Source organism: Pseudomonas brassicacearum, assembly GCF_000585995.1.
GTDB classification, from domain to species: Bacteria; Pseudomonadota; Gammaproteobacteria; order Pseudomonadales; family Pseudomonadaceae; genus Aquipseudomonas; species Aquipseudomonas brassicacearum_A.
Genome location: NZ_CP007410.1, coordinates 3,995,270 through 4,011,980, shown reverse-complemented (window position 1 = coordinate 4,011,980; position 16,711 = coordinate 3,995,270). Strand labels below are relative to the sequence as shown.

The following is a 16,711-nucleotide window of genomic DNA, read 5'->3' as shown; positions in this document are numbered from 1 at the left end:
ATGAGTCCATCTATGCCCGTTACGACGCCATTTTTTCGCCATGCCCGTTGGCAAACTGATTGAGGAATCGAACATGCAACAACTTCCAGGTTTCAAACGCGTGGTCACCGGGCACGATGCCCAGGGCCAGGCGGTGGTCGCGCTCAGCGGACCGACGCCCAACAGTTTCCCGCTCAAGGCGGTCCCCGGCACGGTCTTCCATGAGATCTGGAACAGTGCCGCCAGCCCGGCCGTTCTGGATAACGGTGACGATCCCACCAGCAAGCCGCTTCAATTGAGTCCCGGGCCGCTGGGCAGTGTGATCCGCGTGGTGGATATCCCACCTGACAGCGTGCAGAACCAGGTCAGTGCCGAAGATGCCGCGGCGACCTTCGTCGAAATCGGCCAGGCCCATGCCGGTACGGGCCAGGCTGATTCCAAACACAAACTGATGCACCGCACCGAAACGCTCGATTACGGCGTGGTCACGGAAGGCGAGGTCTGGCTGGTGCTGGACGGCGAGGAGGTGCATCTCAAGCGTGGTGACATTGTCGTGCAGCGAGGCACCAATCACGCCTGGAGTAATCGCACCGAGCAGATGGCGCGCATGCTGTTCGTGCTGCTCGATGGCCGCTTCGCCCCCGAACTGCACGGAGAACAACCATGAAGCTGAGCACCCTCAAGGATCACAGTCGCGACGGTCGTCTATTGGTAGTATCGCGCAACCTGGCTTGGGCGGTGGATGCCAGCGATATTGCCGCGACGCTGCAGCAGGCCATCGATCATTGGTCAAGCGTCGAGACTGCTTTGCGCGCCCGCTATGACGCCTTGAACGAGGGGGCACTGGCAAGTGCCTTTGCCTTCGATCCGCGGCAGGCCGCTGCACCGTTGCCACGTGCCTGGCAGTGGTTGGATGCGTCGTCCTTCCTCAGCCATGGGGAGCGGATGCAGAAGGCTTTTGCGCTTGATCCCATCGAGGGCGTCGAACACACACCGCTGATGTATCAGGGCTGCGGCGACGATTTCCTGGGGCCCCACGATGACATCGTGCTGCCCAGTGAGGCCCATGGCATCGACTTCGAAGGTGAATACGCGGTGCTGGTCGATGACGTGCCCATGGGCTGTTCGGCAGAAGCGGCCGCAAGCCATATTCGCCTTATCCTGCAAGTCAACGATGTCAGCCTGCGAGCGCTCGCACCCCGTGAAATGAAGACCGGCTTCGGTTTTATCCAAGCCAAATCCTCATCCAGTTTTGCCCCGGTGGCGGTTACCCCAGACGAGCTGGGCGAGGCCTGGCGCGACGGGCGTGTGCACCTGCCGCTGCGAGTGCAATGGAACGGCCAGTGGTTTGGTCACGCCCATGGCGGTGCCATGCATTTTGGCTTTCATCAATTGATTGCTCACGCAGCGCTGACCCGGCGCCTCAGGGCCGGCTGCCTGATAGGTTCCGGCACCGTTTCCAATGCCGATCCCAGCGTTGGCGCTGCCTGCATCGCCGAACGTCGTGCCGTCGAGATGATTGAGCAAGGTGCACCACAAACACCCTTCATGCGCTTTGGCGACCGCGTGTTCATGGAAGTCCTCGATCAGCAAGGGCAGCCGGTCTTCGGCGCGATAGACCAACGTGTCGTGCAGGGAGACCTGCCATGCGTGTGATGATTACCGGGGCCAATGGTTTTATCGGGCGGACACTGGTGAGGCGATTGCTCGAAACCAATGAACTACGCGGCCAGTCCATCAGCACCTTGATATTGCTGGATAAAGAGTTGGTGGGGTTTGCCGAGGACAAGCGTTTGCGCCTGCATTACGGCAGTGTCACCGACGCGGCGTTGTTGCGTCGCGCGTTGGCCGATGGCATCGACGTGGTTTTTCACCTGGTGAGCATTCCGGGCGGGGCGGCCGAGGAGCATTACTCTCTGGGCTACCAGGTCAACTTGCTGGCGAGCCTGGAGTTGTTTGACCAATTACGCGAACAGCCTGGCACGCCAGTGCTAGTGTATGCCAGCAGCGTGGCGGTGTACGGCGGCGACCTGCCGACGCGCATCGACGAGCGTGCCGCACCGCGCCCGCAACTGAGTTACGGCGCCCACAAGGTGATGGTGGAAATGGCGCTCAGCGACCTGGCCCGACGAGGCGAGGTGGACGGTCGTGCCGTGCGCTTGCCCGGCATTGTCGCCCGTCCCCGTGAACCCAATGGACTGCGTTCGGCGTTCATGAGCGATCTGTTGCACGCCTTCGCCGAAGGCCAGCCGTATTGCTGTCCGGTTTCGTCGCAGGCGCAGGCATGGTGGATGTCCGTGCGGTGTTGCGTGGATAACCTGTTGCGGGCAGCCGAACTGCCAGCCGCCGAGCTCGGCGAGTCACGTGTCTGGCAGTTACCGTTGTTGCACCTGTCCATTGCCCAGGTCATCGATGCCCTGGCCGCTGTCTACGGCCAGGAGCGCCGCGCGCTGATCAGCTTCGCGCCGGATGCTGGACTGCAAGCGCTATTCGGCAACTTCCCCGCAATGAAGACCCCTCTGGCCCGTGCCCTTGGCTTTCGCCATGACGGCTCTGCCGGCGCCTTGATACGTAACAGTTTGAAAGCTGCTGCCCCGGCGCGTCGTGTGCGTGGGCGGGTGGCGCTTGGAGTGAGCGAAAATGCAATCAACTAAACGCCGCCTGGTGGACCTGTCCGTTACCCTGGATAACAACCCTTACACCGATCCACCGCCGTTGCTGCCGAAAATCGACTACATGGACCATCAGCAAGGCTGGCCGGAGATGGCCGCGATGTTTCCCGGCCTGTCCAAGGCGCAATTGCCTGGCGATGAGTCCTGGGCCGCTGAACGCCTGCAGATCACCACTCACAGCGGCACGCATATGGATGCGCCCTGGCATTACGCCTCGACCACAGACGGCGGCAAGCCGGCTTTTGGCATCGACGAACTGCCGTTGGACTGGTGCCTGCAACCCGGCGTGAAACTGGACTTTCGTCATCTGCCGGATGGCCATGTGGTCAGCGCCGCCGAAGTCCAGGCCGAGCTGGCACGCATCGGTCACGAGCTACAGCCACTGGACATCGTCCTGGTCAACACTCGCGCCGGTGCATTGTTCGGGCAGCCGGGCTATCTGGATGCCGGGGTGGGCATTGGTCGTGAGGCGACGTTGTATCTACTGGAGCGCGGGGTGCGCGTGGTCGGCACTGACGCCTGGAGCTGGGATGCGCCATTCAAATACACGCGCGAGCGCTTCGCCGCCACGGGGGACGCCTCGATCATCTGGGAGGGGCACAAGGCCGGGCGCGACATCGGCTACGGTCAGATGGAGAAACTGGCCAACCTCGAGTGTCTGCCAGCCAACGGTTTCCAGGTGTCCTGTTTCCCCTACAAGATCAGGCACGCCTCGGCCGGTTTCGTCCGCGCCGTGGCGATTTTCGAGGAGTGAGCGTGCCTGTGGCCACTGCTTTGACGATCGTCGATCCTCGATGGACATTGTTCGTACGGGTCGCGGCGGCTGGAAGCCTGAGCAAAGCAGCGGTTTTACTGGATATGCCCCAGTCGATGGTGAGTCGAAATATCGCTCAGCTCGAAGCACAGTGTGGCGAGCGGTTGTTTCAGCGTACCGGACGTGGGGTGGTCCTGACCGAGTTTGGCGAGCAGTTGCTGCCTTGCGTATCGAGTCTTCTCGCGGACGCTGAAGGCCTGGCCGATGACATTCGTACTCGGCGTGGAAAACCGGTGGGGGAGGTGGTCGTAGGCATGCTGCCTTCTGCGGTCCGCCGGTTTGCCGGTACACTTTTTGCCGCCGTGCAAGCACAGATGCCGGGCGTGAGATTGCACCTGATCGAGGGCGCGAGCGCTCAACTTGAAGAGCAGTTGCATGACGGTCGTCTCGATATGGCGTTGGTGCTGCGCGAGAATGAAGCCAGCATCGGTGAGGCGTATCTGCTGGCCAGGCTTCCCCTGCATTTGGTAGGACCCGCCACCGACTCAATCTTCGCCCATCGAGATATCGCACTCAAACAGCTAGCCGGATTGCGATTGGTGGTGCCGGGGCGCCCCCATTTGCTCAGGGCCAGGCTAGATCAGTTGGCGGTCGAGCAGGCCGTGGAATTGTGCGTTGCGGTGGAAGCCGACTCTGTACAGCTCCAGTATGAAGTCGTCGCGGCGGGCGGAGGCTATGCGATTGCCTCAGTGCTACCGGGCTCGCTGGATCAACGACTGATGTCATCGCGCATCGTCGACCCCGTTCTTGAGCGTTTTGTCGTGCTTGCCGAGTCTCCCCGCCGTCCTGTGACCCGTGCCTCCCGTGAGGTACGACGGTTGATCTGTAGTCTGTCCATGCCATCGAATTAAGCGATAGCTGCTTTCGATGCCAAGCAGTATTCGGCGTGGTGTGCGCCTCGTAGGGTGTCAGTCAATCAATGGCTGATACCCGATTGCGAGGTTAGCGATATGCATGACTCCCCAATGCCCCCAGTAATTGCCCCGACACTCTTTCTCAGCGATGCCGATGTTGCCTCGCTCTGTGATTGGAATGCAGCCGTCGCCGCGCTCGCCGAGGCTTATGCCGGTCCCACCTCCGATGCCATGGTGCCCCCTCGCTCCATGGCTCGGGGCGACGGTATCTGGCTGCGCAGTTTGACGGCTGTGCCCCCCGCCGGCGGCCACATGGGCTGCAAGTTGATCGCGGCCTCTATGCGCGCCCGTTGCGCCAGCTATCTGATCGCGTTGTTCAATCAGCAAACCATGGCCCTGAGTGCGTTGATCGACGGCAATCGGGTGACGGGTTTGCGCACCGCTGCAACTGCGGTGCTGGCGGTAGACCTCCTGGCCCCTCAACGCGCGCTGCGGGTTGGCGTGATTGGGGCGGGGTTTGAAGCGCGTGGCGCGCTTGACTGCCTTAAGTCTGTGCGAGAAGTGGCGCGTGTACGCGTGTTCAGTCCAACGCCGGCGAGCCGCGAGCGTTTTGCCGAAAGCTTCCGACCTGCATTGGATATCCAGGCGGTCAGCAGCGCACAAGAGGCGGTGCAGGACTGCGATGTGGTGATTTGTGCCGCACGCAGCCGCGACGAATCTCCCGTGTTGCTGGGGCAGTGGCTGCCTGCCGGCGTTACGGTCGTGTCATTGGGTTCCACCTTGCCTGAACAACGGGAAGTTGACCCGGTGACGATGGAACGAGCTGTTTGCATCGTCGCTGATATGCCGCAAGAGGTGCTTCACGATACCGGTGACGCCATTGCAGCGATCAGTGCCGGTGTTTATGTCGCCGACAAATTGGTCGCTCTGGCGGATTTGGTCGCGGGTCGTGTCACGCCCCGTCAGAACGCAAGCGAAATCGTCCTCTACAAGTCGGTGGGCTCGGCGTTGCAGGACGTCGTCATTGCACAAGCGCTGTACGAGCGCGCCAAGCAACAAGGCCTCGGTATCGAGCTGCCCGCCAGCATTGTCCCTGTCTCGAAATAAACCCTCCACTGTTCGAAGGAAATCATCATGGCCACTTACAAGAAAGTCGATGCCCGTGCCTGGGCCCGTGAAAACCTGATTGGCTGCTCGGCAGTTACCATCCCCAGTTTCAGCGCCGACCTCAAGCGTCTCAATGAGCGCGGCATACGCCACGACATCGAACATACGGTTGGCCTGGGCTACAGCAGCACATTGCTGTGCAGCGAGCTGGCGATCTCTGCCCAGGAAAACGCTCAATTCACCGCCTGGGCCCGGGAGTCGGGGAAAGATCTGATCCTGTTCTTCCACGCGGCTTTTGGCACGCTGGCTGAGAACATCGAGGCGGTGAAGCTCGCCGAGAAGGCGGGTGCGGACATCGTCCTGCTCTCATATCCACCGCAGTTCTGGCCGACCAGTGAGCAGGAAATCTACGACTACACCAAGTCATTCTGCGACGCGACGGAGCTGGCAGTCATGCTGTTCCCGATTCCGCTCTGGGGTTTTGAGCGCGTGCATCCGGCGGGCATGTCGCTGGAGTTGGTCCGTCGTCTGTTGGCCGATTGTCCGAACATCGCGGCCATCAAGTCGGAGCAGGGCTTCCCGCTGCCGGCCGGCATCTGTGAGATGTACTACCACTTCCGTGACCAGGTCGTGATCAGCTGCCCGATCGAAGGCGATGCGATTCCTTTGATGAGCCTGATGAAGCTGCAATTTTCCGGCACCAGCAACACTGCCTGGATGAGCGACTACTACCCCAAAGCGTTCGAACTGGCACGCACGGGTCGGTTCGAGGAGGCGATGGAACTGTACTGGAAGGTCAACCCGGCACGCAGCGCCAACGGCGCCGCCGCCCAGACCTATGCGGGCGGCACCGGCGTGCTCAATCGCACGATGTGGAAATATCAGGACTGGCTGGCCGGGTTTAACGGCGGCCCGCTGCGTGCGCCAGCGATGCGCGTGCCGGATCGTCTCATGAAGTCTTTGCGTCAAGGACTGGTTGCGGCGGGCCTGCCGGTGACTTCGGATCCTGATAGCGCCTTCATGATCGGGCGTCACCCTTGCTGAGCACGAGGATTGCAAAGTGAAGCATTTACTAAAAGATCCAACCCTGTGGCGTACGGGCGCCTACATCGGTGGCGAATGGCTGGACGAGACGCCGCACGGCCGGTACGCGCTACGTAATCCAGTCGATCAAACGGTACTCATCGAGCTGCCGCGCTGTCGCGAAACCGAAGTGCGCCGTGCCATCGATGCCGCGCATGAGGCCTTTGGCCCATGGCGTCGCCTGACGGCTAAACGCCGTGGCGAGGTGTTGCGCCGTTGGTATGAGCTGATGGTGGAACATCGCGAAGATATCGCCACGCTGATCACCCTGGAGGAGGGTAAGCCACTGGACGAGGCCCGTGGTGAGGTCGATTACGCCGCCTCCTTCGTGCGATGGTTTTCGGAAGAGGCCACGCGGGTGCGCGGTGATGTGATCCCCGGTGTGAAAGACACCCAGCGTATCGTTGCATTGCGCGAGCCCATCGGGGTCTGTGCCGCCATTACCCCCTGGAACTTCCCGGCGGCCATGATCACCCGCAAGGCGGCTCCGGCGCTTGCAGCGGGCTGCACGATGGTGGTGAAACCGGCAAGCCAGACACCGATGACCGCGCTCGCGCTCGCCGAACTGGCCCAACGCGCCGGAGTGCCGGCCGGTGTCTTCAGCGTGATCACCGGTAATGACACCCGAGACATCGCGGGCGAACTCACGGCCAACCCGTTGGTGCGCAAGCTCACGTTCACGGGGTCTACGGAAGTGGGCCGGCTGCTGTTGGCGCAAGCGGCGCAGACCGTCAAGAAGTGCTCGATGGAGTTGGGCGGCAACGCTCCCTTCATTGTCTTCGATGATGCTGACCTTGATGCCGCCGCCGACGGTGTGATGTTGGCCAAGTTTCGCAACAGCGGCCAGTCCTGTATCGGCGCGAATCGGGTGTTGGTGCAAGCCGGGGTTTATGATGCGCTGACCGAGCGCATTGTCGAGCGCGTGGCACGGCTTAAAGTGGGGAATGGCCTGGAACCTGGCGTGCAGGTGGGGCCAATGATCGATGAGGCCGCGGTGCAGAAATCTCAAGCGTTTGTAGAGGATGCCCTGGCACAAGGTGCTCGACTGTTGTCCGGAGGTACCCGTCATGCAATCGGCGGGTGTTTCTTCCAGCCCACGGTACTGGCCGATGTGACGCATGGGATGCGGATTGCCCGGGAGGAGATCTTCGGCCCGGTCATGCCACTGTTGCGTTTCGACACGGATGACGAAGCGATCACGATGGCCAACGACAGCGAGTATGGCCTAGCCGCCTACTTGTACAGCCGTGATGCGGCGCGCATCTGGCGTACCGCTGCACGCATTGAATCAGGCATGGTCGGGATCAACTGCGGTTTGATATCCAATGAAGTCGCCCCCTTTGGTGGGGTGAAGCAGAGCGGTCTTGGACGAGAAGGATCCCACCTTGGGATCGACGAGTTCCTTGAGGTGAAATACCTCTGCTGGGATGGCCTGGAAAGCGTCTGAACTGACGTAGCCAGGGGGCGATGGAGGGTGGTTTGCATGAACCGTACTTCATCGGCCTCCGATATTTATCTGCGCAGACAAGTTGCCTGGCGCAGGCTGAAAACGCCTGGTTCTGCCGCAAGGGCAGGCCCCCGAGTCATCGCACAGGCTCACTCGCGACACCCATCACCGTCAGCGATACCTCGGATTGTGGAATGCGATTTCAGCGCGGATACCCAATTCGATAGTCTCTTCCTTGATCCGGCATGTGAGCCGGAATTTCATGAGCTTCAGCCCCGGTCGATAGCGCCGCTGAACTCGTCGGTGCGCAATGCAATGTCAGCCCGATTGAAATAAGAATAATTAGGAGAGCGTGATGATTGCAGCAGTCAATAAGGTCCTGGTTATCGGAGGCGGTTTTTCCGGTATGACAGCGGCTATCCAGCTTGCCCGACAGGGCGTCGAAGTGGATCTGGTGGAAATAGACCCCTTGTGGTGTCCCCTGGGGGCTGGCATTACGCTTAGCGGCCCCACGTTAAGAGCGCTTGATACCGTTGGCATCCTTGGAAGGGTCGCCGAGGAAGGGTATCTGTCCACCGATTTCGATGTGTTTTCACCGGCAGGCGACCTGATCGTGCAGTTGGCGCTTCGACCTCCGGTCAGTCATAAACAGATTCCCTGTGGCGGTGGCATCCTGCGCCCCGTGCTGGCTCGAATTTTTGCCGACAAGACGCGGGAGGTGGGGACTCACGTACGCCTTGGTATTACGTTCGACAGCATCGTCGAGCAGGGGGATGGCATCGAGGTGAGTTTCACCGACGGGACCTCCGGGCGTTATGACCTGGTCATTGCCGCCGATGGCGTGCATTCGCGGGTGCGAAAGGAGTTTTTCCCGCAAGCCCCTTCGCCAAAACCCATTCACCAGAGCGTCTGGCGTGCAGTGCTGAAGCGTCCGCAGGAAATTGTACGTCCCAGCCATTGGTTGGGACGCACCAAGGTCGGTGTCAACCCGATCTCCTCAACGCATATGTATATGTTCCTCATGGAAAATCGCGAGTTTTCCGAGTGGATTGACCCGGCCAATTGGGCAAGCGAAATGGCGCGTCTGCTGGGTGAGTTCCCAGCCCCGATCTTGCAAGCGCTTGTGCCGCAACTGTACGAGCCGGGCGCCAATATCGACTATCGTCCGCTGGCCAATCTGTTGGTACCGTTGCCATGGCACAAGGGCCGCATCGTGATGATTGGGGATACGGTGCATGCCACCACGCCCCATCTGGCCTCCGGGGCCGGAATTGGCATCGAGAGTGCCATCGTGCTCGCCGAAGAGCTGTTCGCCGATGGCGATCTACAGGTTGCCCTGAGCCGGTTTGAAGCACGGCGTTGGGAGCGTTGCCAACTGGTGGTCGAGAATTCTGCACGATTGTGCGAGATCGAAAAAAGCGGCGGTGACAAGCAGGAGCATGCTCAGATCATGGGTGACTCCATGGCGACGTTGGCTGAGCCAATCTGAACGATCGACTCTTCGGTTGGATGGGGAGGCCAGGCTACCCCATCCACGAAGAGCTGTCCTACTGCGACTCGCTCTAGAGATCCAGAATCACAACCTCTTTAACGTACACGAAGAAAGATTCTGACGACGCTGCGACCCCTTTATCAGAAAGTCTTTGGAACAGTGCTCTCTGATACTGACGAAAGAGCGAAAGATCGGCTTCGTTTGCAAACCACATGCTGGAAACACCTTCGTAGACCGCCACGTTTGGCCCGAAGTAAGCGGTCACTCTGTCACCCTCGGGAAGATACTTGGAGCGGACATGCCTACGTAGCGCCTGTTGGAAGTCTGGATGCTGATCGGCTATGGCGTCGTGGGCCAGATCCCAGGCGGTAAAGAAAGTATCCAGCGTCACCGCCGGATTCTTTTTGATGAAGACCATCGCCTTCCATTGAAGACGGGCGGTACCGTCAGTGGATGTCTCCACTTCGTCCATCAATTGAGCGGCTTGTTGCGAAAGATCAGCGAAGTTTTCTGCATCAGGCCCAGTGGTTTGTTGGGTATAGGGATCGCTGAAGGTCTGAATTAAACCTGGCATGTCGGCAAAAAATAACTCGGTGATCGAGTCTCTGTGAAATGTTTGTGTGTAGGCGATGTCGGCGTCAACGCCGAAAGCGGAGTCGATAACATGATTTTGCACGTATCGCTTGACCCCTAGGGGTTTGGCCTTGGCGATTCTTCCATGCTCGTGCTCGATATATTCCAAAAACTCAGCATGGGTCATTCCGGGTTTTCGGCGTACAGCGGCTAGGATTTTAATCATGAGGGCGCTCGCGTTTGGTAAGGGTTAATTGTTTTTATCTCGCTACACATCGAATACGGTTTTCAGGCTGAACTTAGCGCTGCAGCCTCATATTTTTTTAGATGCGTAAATAGAAGATAAGAGCAAAATTGCTCTCCAGACCAATCGGTGTTTCTGCTAGCAGGTATCACGCAACAACATGCTTGAAGAGTCTTTATCCAGTTCTTTGTGCGCGCGGCAGTAGTGCTGTGCTGAAACTGCAATGCTGTTAAAAACCGCTTTCCCTCACCAGGATCGACAACGTATCGGTGAATAACTCGGTAACCGGGCTGGCGCGGGTAGCCTCTATCGAAACGTTGCCCAGGCGCATCATCATTTGAGCGGGCGGGGCGCCCAGCTTGATTCTGACCCGGTAGAGCGCGTCACGAACCTGCAGGTTGCTGTCCGACTTGCCGGAAACCGCAATCGGTCCACCATAGGCCGTGCTCAGCATGAGGTGAGGTACGTTTTGAGTCCGTGAATCATCGATGCTGATCACTTTGCCTTCGAGGGCGCTGCCGCTGTCACCGTGGGCATAAAAACGCGCACGGGCGCCAAGGGTCAGCCGTGACAGGTCCTGTTGACGGACGAAGGCTTCCACCGTCCAGCTATCAGGATTGACCAGTACCCCCAACGGCTGATTGGGTTTGACCCAGACGCCAGGCTGCACGGAGGGGTCGACATCCGTGAGCATGCCCGCCATTGGGGCGCGTAGCGTCAGGCGTTGAAGCTCGGCTGATTGCGCCGCTGATTCGGCTTGCTGGCGGCTGAGCTGATTGGCAATCGAGGCATATTTTTCTGCCCCGTTGGCCGCCCCTGTCAGCCCGTCCAATTGTGCGCGCAACGCGAGGGCGGCCTTGCGTGACCGGTCGACCCTGTCACGTATTTGCGCAGAGTCGAGAACGGCCAGGACGGCATCGGCTTCGACTCTTTGCCCGGCTGGCGGCATTTCCAGCAGCTTTGCAGGCATAGGGCTGTAGAGCGTGTATTGGACTTCCGCATGCAGCCATGCCGGCGCTTGCACTTGGCTACTCCAGGGCAGGGCCGCCATCAGCATCAGCGCGCCGAGACCGAGCAAAAGTACGCGGCCACGGCGCACGGGTATTTCCTTGCGGCGGCGCCACCAGACCTTCAGTTCACGTTGGATCGGCATTATGACGAACCAGGAAATTTCAACCAGAAACAGGAAGATGCCCAGCGCCTTGAAAAACAGGTAGTACACCGCGACGGCGATCCCGAGAAAGACCACCAGGCGATAGATTCGGGTGATCACGGCAAAGAGGATGAGGAAATGCCGCAGGCGCGAGGGCAGGACTTCGGGGTCTGGTTCGTCCCAGGACAATAGGCGACGGCGCATCCAGGCTTGCGCCAATGCCCCTGAACGTTCATGAAGGTTCGGCAGGTCGAGCCGGTCGGACAGCAAGAAGTAACCATCAAAGCGCATGAACGGGCTGGCGTTAAGGGCCAGCGAAATCATCCAACTGGTGGTGGCGAGAAAGAACAGGGCACTTTTGAGCATCGGGTTTTCGCACAGCCCCCAGCCCAGGGTGGCAAGCCCCGCGATGATCAGCTCCACGAGAATGCCGGCACCGGCAATGTGAAAGCGCTGACGTCGGTCGGCCAGTTTCCATGACTCGCTGGTGTCGGTGTAGAGCACCGGCCACAGCACGAGAAACGCCACGCCCATGTGCGCGACCCGCACGCCATAACGGGTGGCGGTATAGGCGTGTCCAAGCTCGTGGAGGCATTTGGTAACGGCCAGCGCTATCAGGTACCCGACCAATCCTTCGGGGGAAAGACTTTGCTGGAAGCTGGCAACGAACACGTCCCACTGCTGCCCGACGAGGAACAGGCCAAGCAGGATAGCGATGGCAACACCCCCTAGAAACGTCCTGCTGAACAAGGGCGCGACCCAGGGCAAGGTTTTTTGCAGCAAGCGTTGTGGACGCCAGAGCGGTATCCGCATGAACAGGTAGTTGTGCAGCAACCATTGCCAGCCCGTGTGCTGGCGTTGCCTGGCCATTTCTTCCAGGCGTCGGGTGCCGGTCATGTCGCTGATATGCAGCAACTGATGGCGACTGAGGAAGGTCAATAAAGCGGCCAGCTCCGCCCGGCTGACGTGCAAGGGCGTTTGCGCCGCCAGTGCGTCCAGTAACTCGGTCGGGCTGCCCAGGGACCAGCGCGACAGCATCTCGAATTCGAGCCAGCCGATAGTGAAGAAACGGTTTCCGACCGGATCCTGAATCATCCAGGCCGGCGAGCCATCGCGTTGCGTAGCCGCCGGAATCAGGCGCAAGTCCTCCCGTATCGCAGGCAAGTGTTCCGGCAGCTCGATGCTCGAATCGTCTGCCATTGCGCCGGTGGAAGGCGCCGGCAGCATGGCTATGAAGTCGTGCTCACTCACAGACCGCTCCATTCACGTAATGCGGCCAAAGGACGCCGTAGGACGTAGTAAATCAACGGCACCTGTTCGCCGTAGAGCTTGGCGGTGCCTTTGAGACCGATCCGCGCCAGCTGGCTGGCGTCGCCCTGGAATTGCCCGCGAATCCGATAGGAGGGGATGTTGTCCGGCGACAGGGTGGCTTGGTAGCTGGTCTGGACCAGGCTGGCGGTCAGCGGTGACAGCGGCGCCACGTGCAGGAACAGACGAATCTCGGAGCCGGCATCGAGATTGATGGCATTGGCCACCGGCAGCCAGACCAACACCCCGGCATCTTGCGGGTCGGCGAGCTGGATGATGCGTTCGCCCGTGACCACGGGTTTGCCGACCCAGTCATTGCTGTCGCCAAAAATCGCGATGCCGTCCCGTGGCGCCCGAACGCTGTTGCGCTCGAGCATTTCATCGATCCAGGTGACCTCAGCCTGTTTCTCCTGCACTTGCCCATTCAGGGCGGCCAATTCACCTTTGCTTTGTGTGTTGTCGAAGGCTTTTTGAGCCGCGAGAAGTGCTTCGGAGCGGGCGACTTCCAGCGCTTGCCGCGCCACTGCGCGGCGATTGCGCAGGGTCGTGTCATCCAGGCTGAACAGCGGCTGGTCCTTTTTCACCATCTGGTTGGGCTGGACCAGGAACTCACGCACCACGCCGTCTTGAGGGGCCGCAATGGCCATGGCGTTGTGTGCTTCGATCTCGGCCGGCGCCAGGGCACTCAGGCGGACCGGGAACAGACAGGCCAGGGCGACGGCGCAACCCAATCCGAAAATACGCAACGGGCGTCGTCGCCAGGTTTGCCAGCGAGCACCGAGGGTGGGGCGCTTGTCCGTCAGCGCCGCGAGGCAGTACGCATAGGTTTGCCCCAGCCGGGCGAGCAGCGCCTGGGTGTGTTCGTCTGGCTCGGTGTCGCAGGCAAGCAGCAGCATGCCGCGGCGCGAATTGTCTCGACCGGGCAGTTGCAGGCATAGGAGATGCGTCGGCATCCACTCGGCCCAGCCCTCAGCGAAGCTTTCCGTAAGCTCCGAGACGTGCCATAGGCGCACAGTGGGCAAAAGGGCCGAATCACCCGTTGCCGCGGATGGCCGCCAAAGATGATGGGCCAGGCGTTTGAGCCAAACGGTAAACGGCGATTCCTCCGGCAGTACGGCCAGGCTCGAGACATTGCTCAGGGCCGGTTTGCCCAGCACGTCGCTGACGAAGATAAATGCCTGGCGATAGCGCAAAAGCTGCCAGGTTTCGTTGACCATCACGAAACCCAGTTCTGCGGTGCTGCGAGCCTCTTGGGCGCGTTGTTCCAGATGCAGCAGCACCGCGACGGGGTTTACAGGCGTGGCTTGGGCGTTCATTTCGGAGCTTCAAATAACGCGGTGCCACTCATCCCCGCCAGCAAATCAGTCGGCTGACCTTCGATCACCCCCTCAAGCTCGATGGTCTGGCTGACCGCATCGACTTGAGCGTTGATGGCTTTGATCCTGGCTGGATAGCGTTTGCCGGTTTCCCCCAGATCAACCTGGAAGGTCTGCTTGGGTTTGAGCCAGGCCAGCCATTTGGAGGGCACGTTAACGCGCATCTTCAGCGGCCCATTGCTGATGATGTCGAGCAAGGGCTGGCCCAGGTTAACGCCCTGGAAGGCCTTGACCTGTACCTTGACCACACGCCCGTCAAACGGCGCCAGGACCGTGCATTGTTGTTGCTGGGCACGGTACTGGGCGACCTGGGCAGAGGCTTTTTCCGCCGCGCTGGCCGCCAGTGAGACCTCCACCTCGCCGGCCGACTGCAACCCTTGCAGGCGCAGTTTGGCGTCATGGGATTCTTTCGCGGAACTCAGGTCGGCCTGGGCCATCTTCAGGCGGGCGACCTGTTCGTCACAGTCGAAACTGACGAGCACGTCGCCCTTGCGGAATGCCGAGCCCAGCGACGCGTTGACCGCACGCACCCGACCCACCAGTTGGCTGGCCAGGGTGGTTTCCTGATCGGCCACCAGCAACACGCGCACGCCGGCGTCGGCTTCGGTTTGAGCCCAGGCCGATTGACCCGCTACCGCCAAGCCGAGCAACGGGCCGGTCAGCATGAACAATGAAAGACAACGGTATCGGAGGCTCATTTCGAGGCGACCTGTATGGAGGCTGATTTCAACCACTCTCGCAAGTTCGGCATTTCCGCCACCGTGGCGGCTTCGCAGAACGCGTTCAATGAATCGTTATCCGGCTGGGCCCGCAACGTGCTTTGGTAGTCACTGGTGCCTGCCACACTGCCATCGGCACGGAGCAGGCTGACACGCCATCGGCCGCGCCGGATGCCGTCCTGAACGTTGGAGATATGGAGTTGCAAGACCAGCGTGGGCGCCTGCGGGTCCTGCTCGGTGAGCACGAACTGGTTGCGTTTGAGCGCCTGGCGAGCCACTTCGAGCATGCCCTTGGTCGCTTGAGCATCGCCTGAGTATTCAAGGCGGATGGCCAGCGGTTGCTGGGACGGCAGGTCACCTATCGCCGTGGTGAAAGCCTGTCGCTCTGAGCTGCTCAGGCTTTTTTGCAGTTGTTGCGAAAGCTGCCGCAGGTTGCTGGAGTCGTCGACGTTTTCGGGCAGCACGTCCAGGCCCAAGGAGTTATAGATGCGCCCGAATGCGGTTTGCGCGGTGGCATAGGCCGAGTAACGCTGGAACTGTGCGAGCAGGGCGCGGGTTTCGGTGCGGATCACTTCCAGCTCGGAGTCGGTACGCGAGGTCAGCGAAGCCCGGGCGAACTTGGCCATGCGCTGATCGACCTGGCTTGATTGATCGGCCAGGTCGAAATCGACCAGGGCGAGTTTGTAGCGCTCGACCGAAATGCGTACCTGCGTCAGCACCGCCATCGACAGCGCCAGGCGCCGAGCGTTGTCGGTCTTTTCTTGCGATTCACTGGCCTTTTGCGTGGCCGGAATGGCGGCCAGCCTGAACAGATTGGCGCTGAGTTGCACGCCGCTGTCGACCCAACTGTTGTTGTAGAGGTATTTGTTGGAGTCGTACTGGCTGTTGATATTGATGCCAAGACTGGGCAGCAGGGCCAATAGCTGGCGCCGGGCTTCGTCGGCTGAAATGCGTTTGCGGTAGTCCTCTTCGCGCAATTCAGGGCGCGCCTGCAGGGCAATTTCCTCCAGCTTGGCAATGTCGGGAGGGACGCCGGGCAGCGACGGTTCGCTTTCTTCAGCCAAGGTGAATTGGCTGCCCGGCGGGATGCTCATCAGCGCCGCCAGTTCGCGTTTGGCGAACTCCAGGTCCTGGCGTCGAGCGTTGAGCAAGGTGGTCGCATCCAACAAGGCACTTTGATAAGCCAGGGCCTGGGCTGGAGGCAGCAATCCCTGTATTTCGGCTTCCCGGGATTTACCCAAGGCGACGCGCACGCGGTCAAGTAAATCGTCGGCCTGGCTTTCGAGGCGCTGGGCGCCCAGGGCACGCCAGTAGGACGTGCGCAAGTCTTGCAGGACGGTTTGCATCACACGCCGACGGCGCTCCTCTGCAATCAGATACTGGTCGGCACTTTGCTTGGCCCGGTAATAACTGACGCCAAAGTCCAGCAGGTTCCAGGAAAACTCGGCGCTGGCCAGCGTGCGGTCGCGTTCGACAGAGGAGGAGGGGATCAACGAAACGGTGTGGGTCTCGATGCCCACGCTGGTACCGCCGGACTCGTTGCTGCGCGAGGCGTAGCCGGCCGAGACCAGCATCTTGGGCAGCATGTCGTAGCGCGACACGTCGTGCAGCCCAGCCGCGAGGGCGGACTCCATCAGCTTCAGGCGGTAGTCAAGGTTGTACTTGAGCGAGCGCGCCAACGCATCGGCGAAGGTCAGCGGTCCCGTGATCGGCTCCTGGTCTGCGTAGAGCTGGAGTTGGTCACCGGCCACGCGCTGATGGACTTCATCTTCTTTCAACGGCTGCGGGGCCACGGAACAACCCGCCACACCCACGAGCACGGCGGCAGCGACCAGGCTGAGGGCCAGCACTGAACGATTTTTTTTCATCAAGCGCATTTTATTACCGTTT

14 protein-coding genes are annotated in these 16,711 nt (G+C 60.5%); 9 read left to right on the top strand and 5 right to left on the bottom strand.

The features are described 5' to 3' along the window. Nucleotides 1-73 precede the first annotated feature (73 nt). From CD58_RS16875 to CD58_RS16835, 9 genes are all read left to right on the top strand, one after another. Nucleotides 74-646: a cupin domain-containing protein gene (locus CD58_RS16875; protein WP_025214178.1), complete on the top strand. Its 573-nt coding sequence runs from the start codon at nt 74-76 to the stop codon at nt 644-646. Further along, nucleotides 643-1,635, top strand: coding sequence for a fumarylacetoacetate hydrolase family protein (locus CD58_RS16870; RefSeq protein WP_025214177.1), 993 nt, complete (start codon nt 643-645; stop codon nt 1,633-1,635). Before CD58_RS16875 ends, CD58_RS16870 begins: the two co-directional genes overlap by 4 nt. Next, nucleotides 1,626-2,633, top strand: a complete 1,008-nt coding sequence (locus CD58_RS16865; protein WP_025214176.1) for an NAD-dependent epimerase/dehydratase family protein — start codon at nt 1,626-1,628, stop codon at nt 2,631-2,633. Before CD58_RS16870 ends, CD58_RS16865 begins: the two co-directional genes overlap by 10 nt. Beyond that, the gene (locus tag CD58_RS16860; RefSeq protein WP_025214175.1) at nt 2,620-3,405 is read left to right on the top strand and encodes a cyclase family protein; all 786 of its coding nucleotides are present in this window, start codon (nt 2,620-2,622) and stop codon (nt 3,403-3,405) included. Before CD58_RS16865 ends, CD58_RS16860 begins: the two co-directional genes overlap by 14 nt. A 2-nt stretch (nt 3,406-3,407) precedes the next feature. After that, nucleotides 3,408-4,316, top strand: a complete 909-nt coding sequence (locus CD58_RS16855) for a LysR family transcriptional regulator (protein WP_235195268.1) — start codon at nt 3,408-3,410, stop codon at nt 4,314-4,316. 114 nt (nt 4,317-4,430) lie between these two features. Beyond that, complete coding sequence (locus tag CD58_RS16850) at nt 4,431-5,426, top strand: ornithine cyclodeaminase family protein (protein WP_038436661.1); 996 nt, start codon at nt 4,431-4,433, stop codon at nt 5,424-5,426. 27 nt (nt 5,427-5,453) lie between these two features. After that, entirely contained in the window at nt 5,454-6,470 is a 1,017-nt protein-coding gene (locus CD58_RS16845) for a dihydrodipicolinate synthase family protein (protein WP_025214172.1), read from the top strand. A 16-nt stretch (nt 6,471-6,486) separates the two neighbouring features. Then, nucleotides 6,487-7,956, top strand: coding sequence for an NAD-dependent succinate-semialdehyde dehydrogenase (locus tag CD58_RS16840; RefSeq protein WP_025214171.1), 1,470 nt, complete (start codon nt 6,487-6,489; stop codon nt 7,954-7,956). 355 nt (nt 7,957-8,311) lie between these two features. Next, nucleotides 8,312-9,445, top strand: coding sequence for an FAD-dependent oxidoreductase (locus tag CD58_RS16835; protein WP_025214170.1), 1,134 nt, complete (start codon nt 8,312-8,314; stop codon nt 9,443-9,445). Nucleotides 9,446-9,518: 73 nt separating this feature from the next. On the opposite strand, the gene CD58_RS16830 is transcribed toward CD58_RS16835, so the two are convergent. The 5 genes from CD58_RS16830 to CD58_RS16810 form a co-directional block, all read right to left on the bottom strand. Beyond that, nucleotides 9,519-10,247: an EthD domain-containing protein gene (locus CD58_RS16830; protein WP_025214169.1), complete on the bottom strand. Its 729-nt coding sequence runs from the start codon at nt 10,245-10,247 to the stop codon at nt 9,519-9,521. Nucleotides 10,248-10,494: 247 nt separating this feature from the next. Then, nucleotides 10,495-12,669 carry an HlyD family efflux transporter periplasmic adaptor subunit gene (locus tag CD58_RS16825; protein ID WP_049866963.1) on the bottom strand — a complete coding sequence of 725 codons (2,175 nt, stop codon included), beginning with the start codon at nt 12,667-12,669 and terminating at the stop codon, nt 10,495-10,497. Further along, nucleotides 12,666-14,042 (bottom strand): efflux RND transporter periplasmic adaptor subunit, encoded by a 1,377-nt coding sequence (locus CD58_RS16820; protein WP_025214167.1) that lies wholly within the window; start codon nt 14,040-14,042, stop codon nt 12,666-12,668. Before CD58_RS16820 ends, CD58_RS16825 begins: the two co-directional genes overlap by 4 nt. Then, a complete protein-coding gene (locus CD58_RS16815) occupies nt 14,039-14,800 on the bottom strand; it encodes an efflux RND transporter periplasmic adaptor subunit (RefSeq protein WP_080712570.1) in 762 nt (253 codons plus the stop codon). Before CD58_RS16815 ends, CD58_RS16820 begins: the two co-directional genes overlap by 4 nt. Next, the gene (locus CD58_RS16810) at nt 14,797-16,689 is read right to left on the bottom strand and encodes a TolC family protein (protein ID WP_025214165.1); all 1,893 of its coding nucleotides are present in this window, start codon (nt 16,687-16,689) and stop codon (nt 14,797-14,799) included. Before CD58_RS16810 ends, CD58_RS16815 begins: the two co-directional genes overlap by 4 nt. Between the last annotated feature and the right edge of the window lie 22 nt (nt 16,690-16,711).